Genomic DNA, 20,293 nt, shown 5'->3' on the forward strand with positions numbered 1-20,293 from the left:
TCGGCTGTATGAATGACAGACTCAGGGGTCTGTAGCTCAGTCGGTTAGAGCACCGTCTTGATAAGGCGGGGGTCGTTGGTTCGAATCCAACCAGACCCACCAACTTTGTCTGTGACGGGCAGTCCCCTGCAGGAGTCGGTGAGGGGGCATAGCTCAGCTGGGAGAGCACCTGCTTTGCAAGCAGGGGGTCGTCGGTTCGATCCCGTCTGCCTCCACCAGTCCCCAGCGCGCAGTGTCGGTGAGACACGGGTACTGCGCCCTGGCGACTGCCAGCCAGACGGCATGAGGTTGATGCCGCTGTCGTTCTTTAACAATCAGGAAGCAGCAGTAATTTGACTGATGCGAAAGCGCCTTGTGAGATGGGCGTGAGTAGGTCAGTCAGGGTTGTGATTGTATCGAAAGTATCTCAGGGCCATCGAAGGATGGCATTGGAATACGGCACAACGCTAAAACTCAACCTGTAGCGGTCGAGGTCTGTTCCCTGTGTGGGAAGAGACACACCCGTTATAGGGTCAAGCGAACAAGTGCATGTGGTGGATGCCTTGGCGATCACAGGCGATGAAGGACGCGGTAGCCTGCGAAAAGCTCCGGGGAGCTGGCAAACAAGCTTTGATCCGGAGATGTCCGAATGGGGAAACCCACTCCTTCTGGAGTATCCGTGGCTGAATACATAGGCCATGTGAAGCGAACGCGGCGAACTGAAACATCTAAGTAGCCGCAGGAAAAGAAATCAACCGAGATTCCCAGAGTAGTGGCGAGCGAAATGGGAGCAGCCTGTACTCTTTATCTGAACTGTTAGCCAAACGCTCTGGAAAGTGCGGCCATAGCGGGTGATAGCCCCGTAGGCGAAAACAGGTTGGAAGAACTGGGTGTACGACAAGTAGGGCGGGACACGTGAAATCCTGTCTGAAGATGGGGGGACCATCCTCCAAGGCTAAATACTCGTGATCGACCGATAGTGAACCAGTACCGTGAGGGAAAGGCGAAAAGAACCCCGGGAGGGGAGTGAAACAGATCCTGAAACCGCATGCATACAAACAGTCGGAGCCTCGAAAGGGGTGACGGCGTACCTTTTGTATAATGGGTCAGCGACTTACATTCAGTGGCGAGCTTAACCGTATAGGGCAGGCGTAGCGAAAGCGAGTCCGAACAGGGCGTCCAGTCGCTGGGTGTAGACCCGAAACCAGGTGATCTATCCATGGCCAGGCTGAAGGTGCGGTAACACGTACTGGAGGGCCGAACCCACTGACGTTGAAAAGTCAGGGGATGAGCTGTGGATAGGGGTGAAAGGCTAAACAAACCTGGAAATAGCTGGTTCTCTCCGAAAACTATTTAGGTAGTGCCTCGTGTATCACCTTCGGGGGTAGAGCACTGTCATGGTTGAGGGGTCCATTGCGGATTACCTCGCCATAGCAAACTCCGAATACCGAAGAGTGCAATCACGGGAGACAGACATCGGGTGCTAACGTCCGGTGTCAAGAGGGAAACAACCCAGACCGCCAGCTAAGGTCCCCAAACATGGCTAAGTGGGAAACGAAGTGGGAAGGCTAAAACAGTCAGGAGGTTGGCTTAGAAGCAGCCACCCTTTAAAGAAAGCGTAATAGCTCACTGATCGAGTCGTCCTGCGCGGAAGATGTAACGGGGCTAAGCCATGTACCGAAGCTGCGGATGCGAGCTTGCTCGCATGGTAGGAGAGCGTTCCGTAAGCCTGCGAAGGTGCACCGGAAGGTGTGCTGGAGGTATCGGAAGTGCGAATGCTGACATGAGTAGCGATAAAGGGGGTGAAAGGCCCCCTCGCCGTAAGCCCAAGGTTTCCTACGCAACGTTCATCGGCGTAGGGTGAGTCGGCCCCTAAGGCGAGGCAGAAATGCGTAGCTGATGGGAAGCAGGTCAAGATTCCTGCACCGGCGTGAAATGCGATGGGGGGACGGATCGCGGAAGGTTGTCCGGGTGTTGGAAGTCCCGGTCGCTGCATTGGAGAAGGTGCCCTGGCAAATCCGGGCACGCAATTCAAGGGTGTGGCGCGAGCGGCCTCGGCTGCGAAGCAACTGGAAGGGGTTCCAGGAAAAGCCTCTAAGCTTCAGTTTCACGTTGACCGTACCGCAAACCGACACAGGTGGGCGAGATGAGTATTCTAAGGCGCTTGAGAGAACTCGGGAGAAGGAACTCGGCAAACTGGTACCGTAACTTCGGGATAAGGTACGCCCTGGTAGCTTGACCGGCCTGCGCCGGAAGGGTGAAGGGGTTGCAATAAACTGGTGGCTGCGACTGTTTAATAAAAACACAGCACTCTGCAAACACGAAAGTGGACGTATAGGGTGTGACGCCTGCCCGGTGCCGGAAGATTAAATGATGGGGTGCAAGCTCTTGATTGAAGTCCCGGTAAACGGCGGCCGTAACTATAACGGTCCTAAGGTAGCGAAATTCCTTGTCGGGTAAGTTCCGACCTGCACGAATGGCGTAACGATGGCCACACTGTCTCCTCCCGAGACTCAGCGAAGTTGAAGTGTTTGTGATGATGCAATCTACCCGCGGCTAGACGGAAAGACCCCATGAACCTTTACTGCAGCTTTGCATTGGACTTTGAACCGGTCTGTGTAGGATAGGTGGGAGGCTGTGAAGCGTGGACGCCAGTCTGCGTGGAGCCAACCTTGAAATACCACCCTGGCTTGTTTGAGGTTCTAACCCAGGTCCGTGAATCCGGATCGGGGACAGTGCATGGCAGGCAGTTTGACTGGGGCGGTCTCCTCCCAAAGCGTAACGGAGGAGTACGAAGGTACGCTAGGTACGGTCGGAAATCGTGCTGATAGTGCAATGGCATAAGCGTGCTTGACTGCGAGACCGACAAGTCGAGCAGGTGCGAAAGCAGGTCATAGTGATCCGGTGGTTCTGTATGGAAGGGCCATCGCTCAACGGATAAAAGGTACTCTGGGGATAACAGGCTGATACCGCCCAAGAGTTCATATCGACGGCGGTGTTTGGCACCTCGATGTCGGCTCATCTCATCCTGGGGCTGTAGCCGGTCCCAAGGGTATGGCTGTTCGCCATTTAAAGAGGTACGTGAGCTGGGTTTAAAACGTCGTGAGACAGTTTGGTCCCTATCTGCCGTGGGCGCTGGAAGTTTGAGGGGGCCTGCTCCTAGTACGAGAGGACCGGAGTGGACGAACCTCTGGTGTACCGGTTGTCACGCCAGTGGCATCGCCGGGTAGCTATGTTCGGAAGAGATAACCGCTGAAAGCATCTAAGCGGGAAACTCGCCTCAAGATGAGACTTCCCCGGGGCTTCGAGCCCCTTGAAGGGTCGTTCAAGACCAGGACGTTGATAGGCCGGGTGTGGAAGCGCAGTAATGCGTTAAGCTAACCGGTACTAATTGCCCGTAAGGCTTGATCCTATAACCGGTGTGTTTCAGCACACCGCTACAGTTGCGCGTTGTGCCCAGTCACAACCCCACAGTTACATACGCTGCTTCCCGATTGGCTGCGCCGCAGCCGGGCCTCATACCGGCCCCGCCCACGCGACGCAGCAACCCGTCATGCCTGATGACCATAGCGAGTCGGTCCCACCCCTTCCCATCCCGAACAGGACCGTGAAACGACTCCACGCCGATGATAGTGCGGATTGCCCGTGTGAAAGTAGGTAATCGTCAGGCTCCTTACCCAGCAAAGACCCCGCCACCCATGTGGCGGGGTCTTCTGCTTTGCGCGCGTGCTTCCCTCAATCCCCACTGGCAGCCCGACAGGCCTCCGGTATTCGCCACGACAGCTTCCAGCAAAGTCCACACTTAAGCCAGTTCCTGAAATGCGCCATGAGCGTTTAGTGTTGGCCGATGTTCCGCTCCAGACACTGCTGCTGAAAACGGCAGGGCGACGCTCCGGAGTCGCCCCTCGTTGCTTTGCATTTGGCTCGCGGGCTCAGGCTTCCCTTTAGCCACCACTTGCAACGCATCCACATGTACTATCGTGTCTGCCCCCAGATTCTTCGGCCGCGCGTTCCCCTGCCCCTAGATCCTCTGGCGCGCCTCCAACACATCCAGCCCGCCGAACTCCCGCCGAACGTATAAAACGAAGCGTTACCGAACCCGTGCTCGCTGAGCAGCTCTTTGTCCGGCATACCGCCCGCAGCTTCCTTCAGGAACCCGACGATTGCTTCGCCGCATCGAGCTCTATTCTCCGACGGCCGACTTCACTGAACTTCTGTTGGCCCTGCCGCGCAGGCGGCAGGTCAGGCGCTCCGCCGTCCTGTAGCGCTCAATGCAAGATGAGCATATTCCAGTGGAAGGTGAAGTGAAGCGCCGTGCATTGCAGCTCATGCATTGCGCTGCATGACCGCTTCGCTGCACGATACTTCACTCCTTTATTGCCAAAGCCGGTGCAGGCGCGGACGTCGTCGAGGCGGGCATCGGAACGACTGTTTCGTCCAATTGCGCCTGTGAGAGCTCGTCGAGCAGCGCCTTATCGCGCGCGAGGACCTTGGGCAGATGTGTCCGGAGAAATTCAACCCACGTCTTCGTTTTTGCATCGACGAATTTGCGCGACGGATAGAGCGCGTAGATGTTCATCTTCTGCAATGTATGCTCGGGCAGCACTCGCATGAGTGTGCCGTCGCGCAACCCGTTGATTGCCGCATAAACGGGCAACATGCCGATTCCCATGCCTTCCCGAATCGCCACCACGAGACATTCCGCAATATTCACCTGGACCGGTCCGTCGACTTCCATTCGCTCACTGCCTTCGGGCCCATCGAGCACCCATTCGTGTGCGGGGAATGCGGGCGTTTTCAGAATCAAACACTCGTGGCGGGCGAGATCGGCCGGCGACTGCGGCACACCTCTTGAGCGTATATAGGCGGGCGACGCGCAAAGCACGCTGCACGTAGAGCCCAGTTCATGCGAGACGAGATCCGAGTTGGGCAGGGATGCAGCGGTGACGATTGCGACATCTGCACTGCCTTCGAACAGATCCGGCATGCGTTGCGAGAGCGTGAGCTCGACGGTCACTTCAGGATGCTGTGCACGGTAGCGCGAGATCGCCGGTAACACGTAGTGCTGACCAATGCTGGCATAGCTGTGCATGCGCAATGCGCCGCTGGGACGTTCATGTGCGCAACTTGCTTCCTCTTCAGCCTTACCGACGTCTGCAAGAATGTGCAGGCAGCGCTCCAGATAGCGTTCGCCTGCCGTCGTCAACGCGAGTCTTCTTGTCGAACGATTGAGTAGCCGTGCACGCAGGTGCGCCTCGAGTTCGGACACTGCACGCGACATTGCACCGGTGGTCGAGTTCAGGGATTGCGCGGCGGCGGTAAAGCTGCCGGCTTCAACGACGCGGACAAACACCCGCATATTCTGTAACGTATCCATCAACCCTTCTTGATCAATAAAGAAGCGATATTGTCCGCCTGACACACGACGGCATTGTTGTGCATTCCATAACGGACGTTCTCTGCATGTCCCGTTAATTCGTGCGCGGGGCACTCCTACAATCGGCGCCGTCCAGCCGGTATGTATTTGCCGTTGCCGGCTTCATTTCCTGGAACAGCCGGAGCGGAATGTCGTGCATTTCATGAACCGGCAGCAGGCGATCTCGCGCACGTCGCCTCTGCATCGGCGCAGCGCAGCAATGCTGCAAGCCATCAAGCGCGCGGCCCGTGAGTGGGGAGCGGGCGAAGGCCTTATCTGGCTGCATCTTTTCAAGACGGTAGTGGCCGTGCTCGGAGCAATGGGCATTGCGATGCTGCTCGACCTGCCGCAGCCTCGCATCGCGATGACGACCGTGTTCGTGCTGATGCAGCCGCTTTCGGGCATGGTGCTCGCGAAGAGCTTTTATCGGATCGTGGGCACTGCGGTCGGCACGATCGCGGCGCTCGTGTTGGGCGCCGTATTCGTACAGCAGCCGGAATGGTATGTATTTGGCTTGACTGTCTGGGTTGCTGCCTGTACGGCAGCAGCAGTCCGGAATCGACATTTTCGTTGGTACGGCTTCGTGCTTGCGGGATACACCGCGGCGCTGATCGGCACTCCGCTCGTGATGCAGCCAAATGCACTTTATCTTGCGGCGCTCGGACGTGCAGCGGAAGTAGCAGTTGGCATCGTGTGCTCGAGTGCAGTCAGTGCATTGATCGTACCAATGCAGACCAGCACGGTGCTACTGCGGACGCTACATGTGCGGTACGCGAATTTTACCGCGCTCGCCTCAAGCGTGCTTTCAACCCGGCTGCCTCGCGGTACCTTCGAGCGTCGTTTTGCCGATCTCGTCGATGCGATCGTAGGTTTCGAAGCCACGCGAGTGTTCGCTGCCTTCGAGGACCCATCGATTCGTATGCGAAGCCAGCATCTCGCGCGGTTGAACAGCGAATTCATGGACCTGTGCGCGCGATTGCATGCGTTGCGCCAGCTGCTGAAACGTCTGCACTGGCGCGGGGAAGTGATCGAGAGCGTTGAACCGTATTTTCATGAGCTTGCGAGCCTGTTGTCGGCGCCGCCGCGTGACGGCGAAAGCGATGGCGCGCATGCCAGTCGCGTGTCTGCGGCACTCGGGACGTTCCAGGCGTCGCTGCCGAAACGCATGCGGTCGACACGCCATGCCGTCGAAGCGCGCGCACCTTCGCTGTTGCCTGATTTCGATACATCGGGTGAATTGCTCTACCGCTTTGTCAGCGAGTTCATGCTCTATGCGAACACCTATGCATCGCTTGCTATCGAAGACAACGTAAGCCGCGAGCCGGGCATTGCCCCCTACATGAACAAGACGAATGGCTATGTCGTCGCGTTCATGTTCCTGCGGACAGCGCTGGTCATGGCCATGGTGGGATGGTTCTGGATCGAGACGGACTGGCCCAGCGGCAGTCTCGCCCTCACCGGCGCGGCGCTCACTTGCGCGCTCACGTCGTCGGCGCCGAATGCGACGCGCCTCGCATTTCAGATGGCAGTGGGGGCCTTGTTCGCCACGGCAGCGGGATACATATTCACCAGTTTCGTGTATCCCGCCATCGACGGCTTTCCGCTCCTATGCGCTGCGCTCACACCGGTGCTCGCTGCAGGTGCGTTCCTGATGACCCGTCGGGGCATTGCAGGCTACGGCGTCGGCTTCTCCGTGTTCTTTTGTCTGCTCGCGGGGCCCGACAACGTCATCGCCTACGCTCCGATGCCGCTCATCAACAACGGCATGGCGATCGTGGCGTCCATGCTCGCCGCCTCGGTTGGATTCGCCGTCGTGTTTCCTCCAGACATGGGCTGGCTGATCGACCGCATGTGTGGAGATCTGAGAAGGCAGGGCGTATTCGCATGCCACGGCGTGCTGCCTGGGCTCAATCGACGCTTCCAGTCCGGCACGCACGACTTGATGTTTCAGTTGCGCATGTTGCTCACGCGACGCTCGCGAAGGCATCGCGATGCACTGCGATGGATGCTCGTCACGCTCGAGGTCGGCCATGCCATCATCGATCTGCGCAAAGAGTGCGCGGCGGCGGCGTACGTGAACCAGATGAACTCGCGTTGGAACGCGAGCATCGACGACCTGAGAGGCGAGATCGCGCGTCTCTTCGCGCGACCCGATAAACGCCGCCTCGTACGCGCATTGCTTGCCGTTAGAGCCGCCACATGGGTGGCGCAGGACGTACTCGATCGTCTTCGCCACGATCGCGACCGGCGGCACGACCTGCAGCGCATGCTGAGTTGCCTGCACTTCATTCGCACAGCGCTGCTCGATCGCGACGCGCCGCTCGGCACGCTTCGTATGCGTTCGCCGCGTTCCGCATGGTCCATCGCAGCGGCCCGATGAGCATGCCGGCATCGAATCTTGCCGCCGCCTGGAAATATGCCTTCCAGGCCGCCTTCTTAATCTCAGACAGACGCAGTCCTATAGTGTTCGCACTGCCACGCAGTAACCGTACGAACTGGAGAAACACAATGAAATTGCTGAATATCGCCGCTGTAACTTGCACCATCGTTTGTTCTACGCTCGCCGGCGTCGCGCAAGCGCAATCCTCGAACAACAACGCGCCGGAGAAGACCCAACAGGTCGCCGAGGTCGCTGGCTCGCACCAGGAAGGCGCCGCATCGGCCGCAGGGCGGGAGTCCGTGAAGCAGCGTTCGAAGACGGACGAGTGCGTTGGTCCCGTCAGCTTCTGCAACATCTACTTCGGTAGCTAAGCACGCAACACAACGCCCATGATGCGACTGCAAGGTTGCATTGCATGGTGCAAGACGGGCCGCGGCGCGAGCACACGCATGACGCCAGATGACACCACGCCACGGCCTGGCCGTTCCTTCAAGAACAGGGTCCGGTCTGCGTTCCCGGCCACATCGAAAGAGCTCGGGCGCCGCATCAGAAACCGCAGCAAGCGGTGACGGCAAGACCGGGTGACACTGGAGACAAGATTCATGTACGACGATCGCATCCGCTGCGCCGCGCTGCGCGAAAAAATCACATCGGCCGAAGAGGCTGCCCAACTCGTGAACGACGGCATGCGCGTAGGCGCGAGCGGCTTCACACGTGCCGGCGATGCGAAGGCCGTTCCCATTGCGCTTGCGAAGCGCGCACGTGAAGCGAACGAGCCGCTGCGTATTACGCTGATGACCGGCGCTTCGCTTGGCCACGATGTCGATCGCATGCTGACCGAGGCGGGTGTGCTCGCGCGTCGCTTGCCGTTTCAGGTGGACGCGACGCTGCGCCAGGCCATCAACCGCGGCGAAGTGATGTTCGTCGACCAGCATCTTTCCGAAACGGTGGAGATGCTGCGTGCCAACCAGCTCGGCAAGCTCGACCTCGCAATCATCGAAGCCGCGGCGATCACGGAAACCGGCGGCATCGTGCCGACCACCTCTGTGGGCAATTCGGCGAGCTTCGCCATTCTCGCGGAGCGCGTTATTGTCGAAATCAATCTCGCGCAGCCGCTCGCATTGGAAGGGCTGCACGACATCTGGATTCCGGGGCGCCGGCCACATCGCGATCCGCTTCCCATCGTGCGTCCTCAGGATCGCGTGGGGCAGACCGCAATCGAGATCCCGCCCAGCAAGATCGCGGCCATCGTCCTGACCGACACGCCCGACAGCTCGTCCACCGTATTGCCGGCGGACGAAGAAACCGCGCAAATCGCGGGCCATCTCATCGAGTTCCTGCAACACGAGGTTTCACGCGGACGCATGCCTTCCGCGTTGCCGCCGTTGCAGGCGGGCATCGGGACGATTGCCAACGCTGTGCTATCCGGCTTCGTCTCGTCGCCGTTCGAAGCCCTCACGATCTATTCAGAAGTGCTTCAGGACTCCACCTTCGATCTGCTCGACGAAGGCAAGGTCACGTTCGCGTCCGGCGCGTCCATCACGCTGTCGGCCGCGCGTCAGAAGCAGGTGTTTGGCGAACTCAATCGTTATCGCGACCGGCTCGTGCTGCGTCCGCAAGAAGTCAGCAACCATCCCGAGGTGATTCGCCGGCTTGGGCTTATCGCGCTCAACACTGCGCTCGAATGCGACATCTACGGCAATGTGAACTCCACGCACGTGGGCGGCACGCACATGATGAACGGCATTGGCGGTTCCGGTGATTTCGCGCGCAATGCTTCGTGCGCGATCTTCGCGACGAAGTCGGTGGCGAAGGGCGGCCGCATCTCGAGCATCGTGCCGATGGTGCCGCACTGCGATCACAACGAACACGACGTCGACATCATCGTGACGGAGCAAGGTCTGGCCGACCTGCGTGGGCTCGCGCCGCGCGAGCGGGCGCAGCAGATTATCCGCAACTGCGCGCATCCGCTCTACCGCGATCTGCTGCTCGATTACTACAGGGAAGCGTTGCGGGGAGGAGGGCAGACGCCGCACCAGTTGAATCAGGCGTTTGCATGGCATCTGCGGCTGGCGGGAAGTGGCTCGATGCTGCCCGATGGCTTCGGTGCGGTGCCGGCTGCCGAGGCGCGCAGAGCCTGAAAACAGGCCCGAAAAAGAAAAGGCCGGGCGCCTTGCAGCGCCCGGCCTCTCGCCAACCGGTTCTAGCCTCGTCGGAAGAGCCGGATGACGAACAGCAGGATGACGGCGCCGATAAGCGCGGTAATGATCGAGCTGATCCATCCGCCGCCGATCGAGATGCCGAGAACGCGCGCGAGCCATCCGCCAATGAACGCGCCGACAATGCCGACGATGATATCGACGATCAGTCCGAAGCCGCCGCCCTTGACCAGAAGTCCGGCCAGCCAGCCTGCGATTGCGCCGATGATGAGCCAGGCGATGATGCCGTGTTCCATGTTGTTGCTCCATGTTGACGTGAAGAATTCACGGTGAAAGGGAGCTTAGACGAACGCACAGAACGCGTCCACACGTTGCGACCCGATTTGACATTATCTGAAATTCTTTGCCGGGCCGGCACGATGGGCTGTGAGGGAATTGAAAGCAGTCGTGGCATCGACTGCAGTCATTCGGACACCGTAGGTTCAACGCGACGAAGTTGAATCGTCTTATTCCGGGGCCGGCTCCGCTTCCGCCGCCGTCCAGCTGACGCTCGACACGCTTTTCTCCATGCTGAGGCGGCTCGCCATGAGTTCCAGCTTCGACTGGTCCTTCGGATGCAGCTTCAACGTCGCTGTCACGCGAATACGTCCGGGCTGGTCCGCCACGTCCTCGCTCGTCAAGCTCTGAAACGATAGCGGCGCTGCGTACATCGAGTTCGAAATCGCCGTGCGAATATGAATCTCGTCTTCTTCGCGGCACACGATAGTGAGCGCGTAGAACTGCACGAGGTCCGCAGCGGAAACGGGCGTCGCATTGATCATGCGGCTCACGTCTCGCAGCACGGTGTTGGTGAGCAGCACGACGCCCGTGCCTGCAAATGCCGGCAGGTAATGGCCCGATCCGCACAACACGCCGACGGCCGCGGAGCACCACAGTGTGGCCGCCGTATTGATCCCCTGGATGGATCCTTTGTCGCGCATGATGACGCCGCCGCCCAGAAAGCCAACGCCCGACACGACATAAGCCGCGATCTGCGTGACGCCTGCCACACCGTTTCCGGTGAGTACGCCGAGCGTGACGAAGAGGCAGGCGCCACTGGCGACGAGCGTGATAGTTCGCAGGCCGGCGGTACGTTGGCGCATCTGGCGTTCGAGGCCGATGGCGACGCCACAGGCGAAAGCGGCGGCGAGCCGCAGGGCAAATTCGAGAGTCATCGTTTTCTTGTGGTCGTTATCGCATGTTGAACGGCATGCATGACACGCATGCGAAGGCCGACCGGAAACCACGCGCTCACGAGCGAACGCCCGGCACGCGCGATGAGCCCACGCGTGGGACGTCGCACGGCGAGCGTGCAACAGCGATTGGAAAGGAATAACGGCGACGCACACCGTCCTGCCCGGCAGGCAAGACGGCGGCAGAAGAGAATCTGACGCGAAGCTTGCGGATCAGCGGGCGGAGCGGGCTGTGGGTCGACTACAGCTACTGTCCAAGATGAGGTTTCCTGTTCGGCGATGGGCCGGATTGTAGGGGCCGCGGCAAAGCGACGTCAACCTTTGAGGCGCGCGTTCAGGGCAGGCGCGAGCAGCCTGCCCGTGTCCTGTCATGCGGCCGCTTCGATCGTTTCGATCATCACCCGCTTCCAGCCTCCTTCGGCGTGCTGCGAAACGAGCGCTCCGGTTTTCGCGACGATGCGCCTCGATTCCGACGCGGGCAGCCAGACCTCGACAGGCCCGAGGAGCTGAGTTGGCCGCTCCATGCGCCCGGCCCATGCAACCGAGAGCGCGAGCGTTTCGTCGTCGCCTTCTGCACGCACTTGCCAGAAGCCGATCGTGCCGTCTCGCCAGGCTTCGCTTTCACCGTCGTCCTCGATGCATTCGGCTGTCGTGACGCCCGTGCCCTCCTGTGGCACCACGATGAACGCACGTCGTTCCGCCGGCCTCGCGAAATGCTGTTCGGCCACGTTGAGCGGCACCACACTGCCTTCGCGGACGAGCACGACGGGCTGATCCCACGGCGCGGGCAGGGTGACGTGCTGGCCACCGTCGAAGGTTTCGCCGCTCCAGTACGACACCCAGCGCGCGCCTTCTGGCAGCCACACCGTGCGCGCGATTTGCCCCGGCTCCACCACCGGAGCGAACAGCAGCGCGCGGCCAACCATCATGTCGTCGCTGTCCGTTGGGCAGCGTGCGTCGTTCGGGAATTCGGCGAACACGGGCCGCAGTACCGGCTCGTAATGCTGCGTCGAGTTCCAGAGCAACTGGTACAGGTAAGGAATGAAGCGATAGCGCAGTTTGATGAGCTCGGCCACGTGCGCGGTGGTCTCGGGATACATCCACGGTTCGTTGACGGTGCCGTCGTCGTTCCATGAGTGAATCGAGAAGCGCGGCATCAGGATGCCGAACTGTACCCAGCGCACGAACAGTTCGGGTTCGGGCGCGGGGCCCGAGAAACCGCCAATGTCGTGACCGATGTTCGAGACGCCCGACATCGCGAGGCCCAGCCCCATCTTCAGGTTGTAGCGCAGCGTTTCCCACGACGTGTAGTTGTCACCCGACCAGGTCTGCACATAGCGATGCATGCCGACGCCGCCCGACCGCGAGACGAGGAACGGACGCTGTTGCGGCGCCCACGCGCGCTGCGCGTCGCGCGAGGCGCGCATCATCAGCATGGTTTGCAGCACCTTGGCTTCGCGTGCCGGGAACGGCGCACCGAAGCCATGCGCGATGGCATCCGGCGACCAGATCTCGAACTCGTTGTTGTCGTTCCATGTGGCGGCGATGCCGTATCGCAGCAGGGCGGCTGTGACGTGTTCGCGCCACCACGCGATGGTGGCCGGATTCGTGAAGTCCAGATACGCGCCCACTTCGTCCCAGAACTGGACCCACGCCGGTTTGCCGTCGGCAGAGCGGATCAGCAAACCTTCGGCGTGAGCCAGACCGAACTCGGGATGGTCCTGCAGCAGGCACGGCTTGATGTTCGCGCACAGCTTCACGCCATGTTCCAGGTAGCCGCGCACGAAGCCTTCCACGTCGGGGAATTTTTCGTGGTTCCAGTTGAACACGTAGCGCTTCGCGCCGATCGATGTGTAGCCCGAAGAAAGATGAAACGAATCGCAGAGGATGTCGTGCTCGCGGCAGCGTTCAATGAACTCGCCCATGCGCCGCTGTGCATCCGGCGCATCGGTGTAGGTCATGGTGGAGCCCGAGTAACCGAGGCCCCATTTCGGCATCAACGCCGGGCGCCCTGTGAGCCACGTGAAGCGGCGCACCGCGGCAAGCGGCGTATCCGGCGAAGCGATGAAGTAATAGTCGAGGTCGCCATGCTCCGCCACGAAATAGCGGTAGTGGCCGTGATAGTTATCGAGTTCGCGGCCCATGTCGAAGGTGCAGTCCGCGAGCGTGTCGTAGAAAAGGCCGAAGCCGAGCGACGCTTCGCGCCGCCATGTGAGATAAAACGGAATGTGCTTGTAGAGCGGATCCGTCGTGCGTGCGCTGTAGCCCATCGCGTCCACATTGACCATCGTGTAGCGCTGCCCGGCGCGGTCCAACTCGCCCGCGCGTTCGCCGAGGCCCAGATACATCTCGCCTTTTTCGCGGCGCAGGTAGTGATACGCGCGGTCATCCCACCAACCGAAGTTGTAGGCCTGGGTCGCGCGATCCTGCATCACGGACTGCCAGGCATTTTCGCGTCGCAGTGACCACGCGCAGTAGCCGCCATGCAGCGCCACCTCGAGCCGCACCTGCGAAGTCTCCACGACGATCCGCTCCGCTTCTTCTCGCAGCGAAAAGCGCGGCAATGCGAAGCCCGAGAGGTCCAGCCGCTCGCGACCTTCGAGCGGCACGTCGTCCACACCCGGCGCGATCGACCACGTGCGCGGACTGCGCACGGTGCCGTCAGGCAGCACCCGCACGCGGACAATGTCCTCTTCCAGCACGAAAATCTCGATCACCGGGCCCATCTCGCTCACGAGACGCAGCGTATTGCCTTCTCGTTGCGCAAGTTCGAAGACAGGCGGATGCAGTAACGACGTCATCAAATTTCCTCGATTGGGATGCGAATGCGGCTCACGCAGCGGACAGCGCACGTTCCTGTCGCGTCTGACCGCGAATCAGCAAGATCAGCAGCACGGCCCCGATCAGGTCGAACGCGCCAAGGCAGGCGAACAGCGGACCGAACCCGACGCGATCGGCCAGCGCCCCCACCACCAGCGAAAAGCCGAGTCCGCCGGTCCACGCCGCCATGCCGCCGAAGCCGCTCGCGGTGGCCACTTCGTCGGGGTCGAACACGTCCGCGGAGAGCGTGTTGACGAGCGCCGAAATCATCTGGTGCGCAAAGCCGCCCACGCAGAACAGCGCGATGGCCGTGTACGGTGACGCGACGAGCCCGATGCAGGCCGGCCCGACCATCATGAAGGCGCCCAGCACCACGCCGGCCACGCGCGACCACACGAGCGGAATACGGAAGTGCTTCATCAGGAAGGGCGACAGATATCCGCCCAGTATGCCGCCAAGGTCGGCGGCGAGGAACGGCAGCCACGCGAAGATGGCGATCTGCTTGAGATCCATGTGCCGCTCGGTGGCGAGATAGAGCGGGATCCAGAAACTGAACGTCTGCCAGGCCGGTTCCGCGAAAAAGCGCGGCAGCGCGATGGCCGAGAAGCGGCGCGAAGTCAGGATGTCGCGCACGGGGCGCTTGCTGGCGGGCGGTGCCTGGGTCTGGCCGTCCTTGATGAGCGCGAGTTCGTCGCCCGAAATGCGGTCGTGCTTTGCGGGCGAGCGGTAGAGCGCGTACCAGAGCGCGGCCCATACGAAGCCGAGCGCGCCCGTCACCATGAACGCCGATTGCCAGCCGAGGCGCAGCGAGAGAAAGATCACGAAAGGCGGCGCGATGAGCGCGCCAAGCGAGGTGCCCGCGTTGAAGTAGCCGACCGCCACGGACTTTTCCTTGTCCGGAAACCATTCGGCCACGGCTTTCATGCCCGACGGAATGGCCGCGGCTTCGAAGAGGCCGAGCAGGCCGCGCATGGCGCCGAGCGACATCCAGCCCGTCGCGAAGCCGTGCATCACGCCGCTTGCCGACCACAGCGCCGCGAATAGTGCGAAGCCGAGCCGCAGCCCGACCAGGTCCACGATGATCCCGCACACGGGCTGCATGAGCGTGTAGCCGATCTGAAACGCGCCGACCACGTACGAGTACTGCTGGGTCGACATGTTGAGCACGTGCTTGAGTTCCGGCGCGAGCACGCCGAGCGAATTGCGCGCGACGTAATTCATGATCGTGCCGAGGCAGACGAGCACGATGATCCACCAGCGCAGACCTTTAATCGTTTTCAAAGTTGTCTCCATCCTGTTTGTCTCGTTTGCTCGTCCTTGCCGCCGCGCTGGATGAAGGGCGCGATCGAACAAGGCGGCTCTCTCTTTGATGCCGCGACGGTTGTCGGTCGTTCGGCTGGTAGGTTGTCACACAACTTGGTCGGCTGAACCACCGGTGTCGCGATCCTCTCTGCAACGCCGGGAAGAGGGTCATTGGGTGAGTCTGCGCGGGCTTTTCTGCCAATCCGGCTTCGACTCCAGACCAACGCCTTGGGCCGCACACAGAGCGATTCTAGTTGTCTGATAACTGATGTTATGGCTACCTGATCCGCATCGTATGTTCGTAAAAGAGCGTCGTCAAGCCTTTTGATGTTCGATCGAACATCGAACGAAAAAGCGCGGCGTTCAGGTCGGCACTTCGCGTTTGCCCGAGCTTGCCGGCAAAACTGACACCGTTGTCATCAACGGGTCAGCATCCAGTCACCCCCTCTCGTCCATTCTCCAGACTGGCACGAAACCGGATGGACAGGAGTAGGCAATGGATACGCTGCGCAACATGCGGATGTTTGTAAGAGTGGTGGAGTCGGGCAGTTTCACGAAGGCAGCCTCGAACGAGGCCATGACGACGGCTCAGGTCTCGCGGGCCATCACGGACCTCGAATCGCGGCTGCGCACGCGCCTTCTGAACCGTACCACGCGTCGCATGTCACTCACCGAGGCGGGCGAGCGCTACTTGCAGCGCTGCGAGCGGATTCTCGCCGAGATCGACCAGGCCGAAGCCGAAGCCGCCGATGCCCAGGCCAACCCCGCAGGCCGCCTGAAGGTCTATGGCGCATCCAGTTTCGGCCATTACGTGGTGCCGCTCATTGCGCGTTATCGTCAGCACGCGCCGGAAGTCTCCGTCGACCTCACGCTGTCGCAGCGCATGCCCGCCGTCGTGGAAGAGGGCTTCGACGTCTCGATCGTCGTGGCTGCGGAACTCGAAGATTCCGCGCTGATTTCGCAGCATCTGGGCACCACGTCGGCCATTCTTTGCGCCTCGCCCGACTATCTCGTGAAGCACGGCGCGCCGCGTTCGTTCGCGGACCTCGAGCGGCACACCTGCGTGCATCTGACCGAGGCCGGATTGCCCGCGAGCCAGTGGGTCTCCACCGGGGCGGACGGCGAGCGTTTTCGCCACGCGGGCTTGACCTCGCTCCAGGTGAACAGCCCCGAGGCGCTTGCCATTGCGATTCGCGAAGGCATGGGCATCGGTCCGCTGCCGGTACCGGTTGCACTGCCGGGCCTCGCCGACGGCTCGCTCGTGCACGTGCTGCCTGCGCATCGCCTGCAGCAGTTCAACGTCTACGCGCTCTATGCGTCGCGTCGCTACGTCGACGCAAAAATCCGCACGTTCGTCGAATTCCTGCGCAAGAGCGTGCCGCAGATGCTCACGGAGCAGGAAGCCGCGCTGCGTGCGCACGACGGCAGGCTCGCCGAATTCGGCATGCGTCACCGTGCATCGCGCGATGTACGCGACGTGCGGGACGTACGCGACATCCGCGAAGCCGAGCGACTGCGCCTCGTGAACTGATTCACGCACTGAATCGCCGACAACGTACCGAAGCACCCACGCCCGTCCTGTTCTCTTCGAAGAGGCAGGATCGGCGCTCGTGCAACGGCAAGCTGCCGTTGCGGCATGCGTCTTTCCTGACAGCCGCGCCATTTTGGCGTCATCGGCACGCCCCGCGCGCTTTCCTATCATGCGGAACCGCCCGCGCCTGGGCATGACCGCCTTTTGCTCCTGCCCGACGCTGTCACATGTGGATCGTCAATCTCGCGTTAAAGCGGCCGTACACGTTCATCGTGATGGCCATCATGATTCTGCTGGCCACGCCGTTCGCGTTGATGACCATGGCAACCGACGTGCTGCCGTCCATCAACATCCCCGTCATCAGCATCATCTGGAACTACACGGGGCTTTCGGCGAAAGACGTGGCCGACCGCATCACGTCGGTGAATGAGCGCGGGTTGACCACGACGGTCAGCAACATCGAGCACATCGAATCGCAATCGCTGCCGGGCATCGCCATCATCAAGCTGTTCCTGCAGCCCGGCGCGAGCCTGCAGACCGCCATCGCGCAAACCGTGGCCTCGGAACAGGCGCAGTTGCGCCAGATGCCGCCCGGCGCCACGCCGCCGCTCGTCATCAGTTATTCGGCGTCCAGCATTCCGGTGATCCAGCTGGGGCTATCGAGCAACACGATGAGCGAGCAGGTGCTCAACGACATCGCGATGAATTTCCTGCGTCCGCAGTTGATCACGATTCCGGGCGCGCAGGTGCCGTATCCCTACGGCGGCAAGACGCGGCTCATTTCCGTGGATATCGATTCGCAGGCGCTGATGTCGAAAGGCCTCACGCCTGCGGACGTCGTGAACGCCGTCAACGCGCAGAACCTGATCCTGCCCACCGGTACCGCGAAGCTCGGGCAGACCGAGTACCGCGTGGACATGAACGCATCGCCGGACACCATCGCCGGTCTCAATCGCATTCCCGTGCAGACAGTGAACGGCGCGACCACGTATCTGGGCGAAGTGGCCCACGTGCGCGACGGCTTTTCGCCGCAAACCAACGTGGTGCGCCAGGATGGACGGCGCGGCGTGCTGATCTCCATTCTCAAGAGCGGCGATGCGTCCACGCTGCAGGTCGTGAACACGCTGAAGTCGCTGCTGCCGCATGTGCGCGATACGCTGCCGCAAGACCTCAAGATCACGCCGCTCTTCGACCAGTCCGTGTTCGTGAGCGCGGCGGTGCAGGGCGTGTTGCGCGAGGCGCTGATCGCCGCCGCGCTCACCGCGATGATGATCCTGCTCTTTCTCGGCAACTGGCGCAGCACGGTGATCATCGCGGTGTCCATTCCGCTTTCTATTCTCTCTTCGCTGCTTGCGCTCGATGCGCTCGGCGAGACCATCAACATCATGACGCTGGGTGGTCTCGCGCTCGCGGTCGGGATACTCGTGGACGACGCGACCGTCACGATCGAGAACATCGAGCGCCATCTGCATCTCGGCGCGCCGCTGCACGACGCCATTCTGGAGGGCGCGGGCGAAATCGCCGTGCCGGCGCTCGTCTCCACGCTGTGCATCTGCATCGTGTTCGTGCCGATGTTCTTCCTCACCGGCGTGGCGCGCTATCTGTTCGTGCCGCTCGCGGAAGCGGTGGTGTTCGCGATGATCGCGTCGTATGTGCTCTCGCGTACGCTCGTGCCGACGCTCGCCATGCTGCTGCTCTCGCACCGCAAGGCTGCGGCGAGTGCGGCGCCTTCGCGGTTCGAGCGCATCCATCATGGCTTCGATCGTGCGTTCGAGCGCATCCGCTCCGCTTATATCGTGCTGCTGAGTCTGCTGCTCGCGCGCCGGCGCTTCTACGCGAGCGCGTTTCTCGGCTTCTGCGTGCTTTCGCTCGGTCTCGTGTTCGTGCTGGGCCGTGACTTCTTCCCGAGCGTGGATGCCGGCGACATTCGCCTGCACATGCGTGCGCCCACGGGCTACCGGATCGAAGAAACGGCGCGGCTCGCGGACGAAGTCGAGAGCACCATTCGCGAAGTGATTCCGCCCGCGCAACTCGCGACCATCGTCGACAACCTGGGGCTGCCGTATAGCGGCATCAATCTTTCGTACAGCAACGCGGGCACGATCGGCACGCTCGACGGCGAAATCCAGGTCGCGCTCAAGGACGGGCACCCGCCGTCGCGCACCTACATCGACCGTCTGCGCATGCTGTTGCCGCAGCGTTTTCCGGGCGTCGAGTTTTTCTTCCAGCCCGCAGACATCATCACGCAGATCCTCAACTTCGGGCAGCCCGCGGCCATCGACGTGCAGGTGATCGGCGCGAATCAGGACGCCAACATGGCGCTGGCAAGCCGCCTCCTGAAAGAGGTCCGCCAATTGCCGGGTGCTGTGGACGCCCACATCGCGCAGCGCAACGACGAGCCCGCGCTCGGGCTCGTGATGGACCGCACGCGCATGCAGCAGTTGAACCTCAACGCGCAAAACGTTGCGCAGAACGTGCTGATTTCGTTGTCCGGCAGCTCGCAGACCTCGCCCGCGTTCTGGGTGAATCCCGCCAATGGCGTGGAATATCCGCTCGCCGTGCAGACGCCGCAGTACAACGTGGCGTCGGTCGGGCAGTTGCTCAACACGCCGGTTTCGGCGCGCGCCGACGCACCGCTGCAACTGCTCGGCAATCTTGTGCAACTGGATGCGCACACGAATCCCGCGGTGGTCACGCACTACAACATCCGGCCCGTCATCGATCTGCTGGTGAGCGTGGAGGGACGCGATCTCGGTTCGGTGGCGGGGCAGATCGAACAGCGCATTGCCGGCGTGCAGGCCACGGCGCCGCGCGGCACGACGATCACGATGCGCGGCCAGGTGAGCACGATGCGTTCGTCGTATCTCGGCCTGGGCGTTGGCATTGCGATGGCCATCGTGCTCGTCTATCTGCTCATCGTCGTCAACTTTCAGTCGTGGGCCGACCCGCTCATCATCGTCAGCGCGTTGCCTGCGGCGCTCGCGGGCATTGAGTGGATGCTGTTCGTCACGGGCACGCATCTGAGCGTACCGGCGCTTACGGGCGCCATCATGACCGTGGGCGTGGCGACCGCCAACAGCATTCTCGTCGTGTCGTTCGCGCGGCAGCGCCTCGCTGCGGGTGCGCCGCCGCTCACGGCCGCGCTCGAAGCGGGCGCCACGCGCATTCGTCCGGTGATGATGACGGCGCTCGCCATGATGATCGGCATGGTGCCGATGGCGCTGGGTCTAGGCGAAGGCGCGGAGCAGAACGCGCCGCTCGGGCGCGCCGTGATCGGCGGGCTGCTGTTCGCGACGGTTTCCACGCTGCTGTTCGTGCCGCTCGTGTTCGCCGGCGTGCACAGCCGGCTCGCGCGGCGCGCGGCGGCCCGTGCGGGCGAAAGAGGAGGAGACGACATGACCGGCCCGCGTTCGCATGCAAGCGGCGACGGCAACGACCACGACGGCGCGCGCGGCGGGCACTGAATGCGGCCCG

At 61.7% G+C, this 20,293-nt stretch carries 10 protein-coding genes, 2 tRNA genes and 2 rRNA genes; 9 read left to right on the forward strand and 5 right to left on the reverse strand.

Annotation, left to right across the window (positions count from 1 at the left end; genetic code table 11):
* Positions 1-25: 25 nt before the first annotated feature.
* From P2869_RS22600 to rrf, 4 genes are all read left to right on the forward strand, one after another.
* A tRNA-Ile gene (locus P2869_RS22600) sits at positions 26-102 on the forward strand.
* A gap of 40 nt (positions 103-142) precedes the next feature.
* Positions 143-218: transfer RNA gene (locus tag P2869_RS22605), tRNA-Ala, on the forward strand.
* 292 nt (positions 219-510) lie between these two features.
* A 23S ribosomal RNA gene (locus P2869_RS22610) occupies positions 511-3,391 on the forward strand.
* A 144-nt stretch (positions 3,392-3,535) separates the two neighbouring features.
* Positions 3,536-3,649: ribosomal RNA gene (gene rrf / locus P2869_RS22615) — 5S ribosomal RNA — on the forward strand.
* Positions 3,650-4,345: 696 nt separating this feature from the next.
* On the opposite strand, the gene P2869_RS22620 is transcribed toward rrf, so the two are convergent.
* Positions 4,346-5,356 carry a LysR family transcriptional regulator gene (locus tag P2869_RS22620; protein ID WP_033350579.1) on the reverse strand — a complete coding sequence of 337 codons (1,011 nt, stop codon included), beginning with the start codon at positions 5,354-5,356 and terminating at the stop codon, positions 4,346-4,348.
* Positions 5,357-5,558: 202 nt separating this feature from the next.
* On the opposite strand from P2869_RS22620, the gene P2869_RS22625 reads away from it, so the two are divergent.
* The 3 genes from P2869_RS22625 (at position 5,559) to P2869_RS22635 (ending at position 9,916) form a co-directional block, all read left to right on the forward strand.
* Complete coding sequence (locus tag P2869_RS22625; protein ID WP_277599825.1) at positions 5,559-7,775, forward strand: FUSC family protein; 2,217 nt, start codon at positions 5,559-5,561, stop codon at positions 7,773-7,775.
* Between the two features lie 128 nt (positions 7,776-7,903).
* On the forward strand, positions 7,904-8,146 hold the full coding sequence (locus P2869_RS22630; protein WP_017773614.1) for a hypothetical protein: 243 nt from the start codon (positions 7,904-7,906) through the stop codon (positions 8,144-8,146).
* 231 nt (positions 8,147-8,377) lie between these two features.
* Positions 8,378-9,916, forward strand: a complete 1,539-nt coding sequence (locus P2869_RS22635) for an acetyl-CoA hydrolase/transferase family protein (protein ID WP_017773615.1) — start codon at positions 8,378-8,380, stop codon at positions 9,914-9,916.
* A 62-nt stretch (positions 9,917-9,978) separates the two neighbouring features.
* Here P2869_RS22635 and P2869_RS22640 read toward each other — a convergent pair whose 3' ends face one another.
* From P2869_RS22640 to P2869_RS22655, 4 genes are all read right to left on the reverse strand, one after another.
* Complete coding sequence (locus tag P2869_RS22640; RefSeq protein WP_017773616.1) at positions 9,979-10,230, reverse strand: GlsB/YeaQ/YmgE family stress response membrane protein; 252 nt, start codon at positions 10,228-10,230, stop codon at positions 9,979-9,981.
* Positions 10,231-10,440: 210 nt separating this feature from the next.
* The gene (locus P2869_RS22645) at positions 10,441-11,148 is read right to left on the reverse strand and encodes an MgtC/SapB family protein (protein WP_277599627.1); all 708 of its coding nucleotides are present in this window, start codon (positions 11,146-11,148) and stop codon (positions 10,441-10,443) included.
* A gap of 386 nt (positions 11,149-11,534) precedes the next feature.
* Positions 11,535-13,967 carry a glycoside hydrolase family 31 protein gene (locus tag P2869_RS22650; RefSeq protein ID WP_277599628.1) on the reverse strand — a complete coding sequence of 811 codons (2,433 nt, stop codon included), beginning with the start codon at positions 13,965-13,967 and terminating at the stop codon, positions 11,535-11,537.
* 31 nt (positions 13,968-13,998) lie between these two features.
* On the reverse strand, positions 13,999-15,267 hold the full coding sequence (locus P2869_RS22655; protein WP_277599629.1) for an MFS transporter: 1,269 nt from the start codon (positions 15,265-15,267) through the stop codon (positions 13,999-14,001).
* Between the two features lie 517 nt (positions 15,268-15,784).
* Between P2869_RS22655 and P2869_RS22660 the strand changes: the two genes are divergently transcribed.
* Both P2869_RS22660 and P2869_RS22665 read left to right on the forward strand, forming a co-directional pair.
* The gene (locus P2869_RS22660) at positions 15,785-16,819 is read left to right on the forward strand and encodes a LysR family transcriptional regulator (protein WP_017773620.1); all 1,035 of its coding nucleotides are present in this window, start codon (positions 15,785-15,787) and stop codon (positions 16,817-16,819) included.
* 227 nt (positions 16,820-17,046) lie between these two features.
* Positions 17,047-20,283, forward strand: a complete 3,237-nt coding sequence (locus P2869_RS22665) for an efflux RND transporter permease subunit (RefSeq protein ID WP_277599630.1) — start codon at positions 17,047-17,049, stop codon at positions 20,281-20,283.
* Positions 20,284-20,293 lie beyond the last annotated feature (10 nt).

The sequence above is a fragment of the Paraburkholderia sp. SUR17 genome, from assembly GCF_029536165.1.
GTDB lineage: Bacteria > Pseudomonadota > Gammaproteobacteria > Burkholderiales > Burkholderiaceae > Paraburkholderia > Paraburkholderia kururiensis.

What these genes read in the sequence shown, in the direction of transcription:
- P2869_RS22630 (WP_017773614.1), top strand. Translation starts at nt 7,904, where the DNA reads ATGAAATTGCTGAATATCGCCGCTGTAACTTGCACCATCGTTTGTTCT.
- P2869_RS22620 (WP_033350579.1), bottom strand. Translation starts at nt 5,356, where the DNA reads ATGGATACGTTACAGAATATGCGGGTGTTTGTCCGCGTCGTTGAAGCC.
- P2869_RS22635 (WP_017773615.1), top strand. Translation starts at nt 8,378, where the DNA reads ATGTACGACGATCGCATCCGCTGCGCCGCGCTGCGCGAAAAAATCACA.
- P2869_RS22650 (WP_277599628.1), bottom strand. Translation starts at nt 13,967, where the DNA reads ATGACGTCGTTACTGCATCCGCCTGTCTTCGAACTTGCGCAACGAGAA.
- P2869_RS22660 (WP_017773620.1), top strand. Translation starts at nt 15,785, where the DNA reads ATGGATACGCTGCGCAACATGCGGATGTTTGTAAGAGTGGTGGAGTCG.
- P2869_RS22645 (WP_277599627.1), bottom strand. Translation starts at nt 11,148, where the DNA reads ATGACTCTCGAATTTGCCCTGCGGCTCGCCGCCGCTTTCGCCTGTGGC.
- P2869_RS22665 (WP_277599630.1), top strand. Translation starts at nt 17,047, where the DNA reads ATGTGGATCGTCAATCTCGCGTTAAAGCGGCCGTACACGTTCATCGTG.
- P2869_RS22625 (WP_277599825.1), top strand. Translation starts at nt 5,559, where the DNA reads ATGAACCGGCAGCAGGCGATCTCGCGCACGTCGCCTCTGCATCGGCGC.
- P2869_RS22640 (WP_017773616.1), bottom strand. Translation starts at nt 10,230, where the DNA reads ATGGAACACGGCATCATCGCCTGGCTCATCATCGGCGCAATCGCAGGC.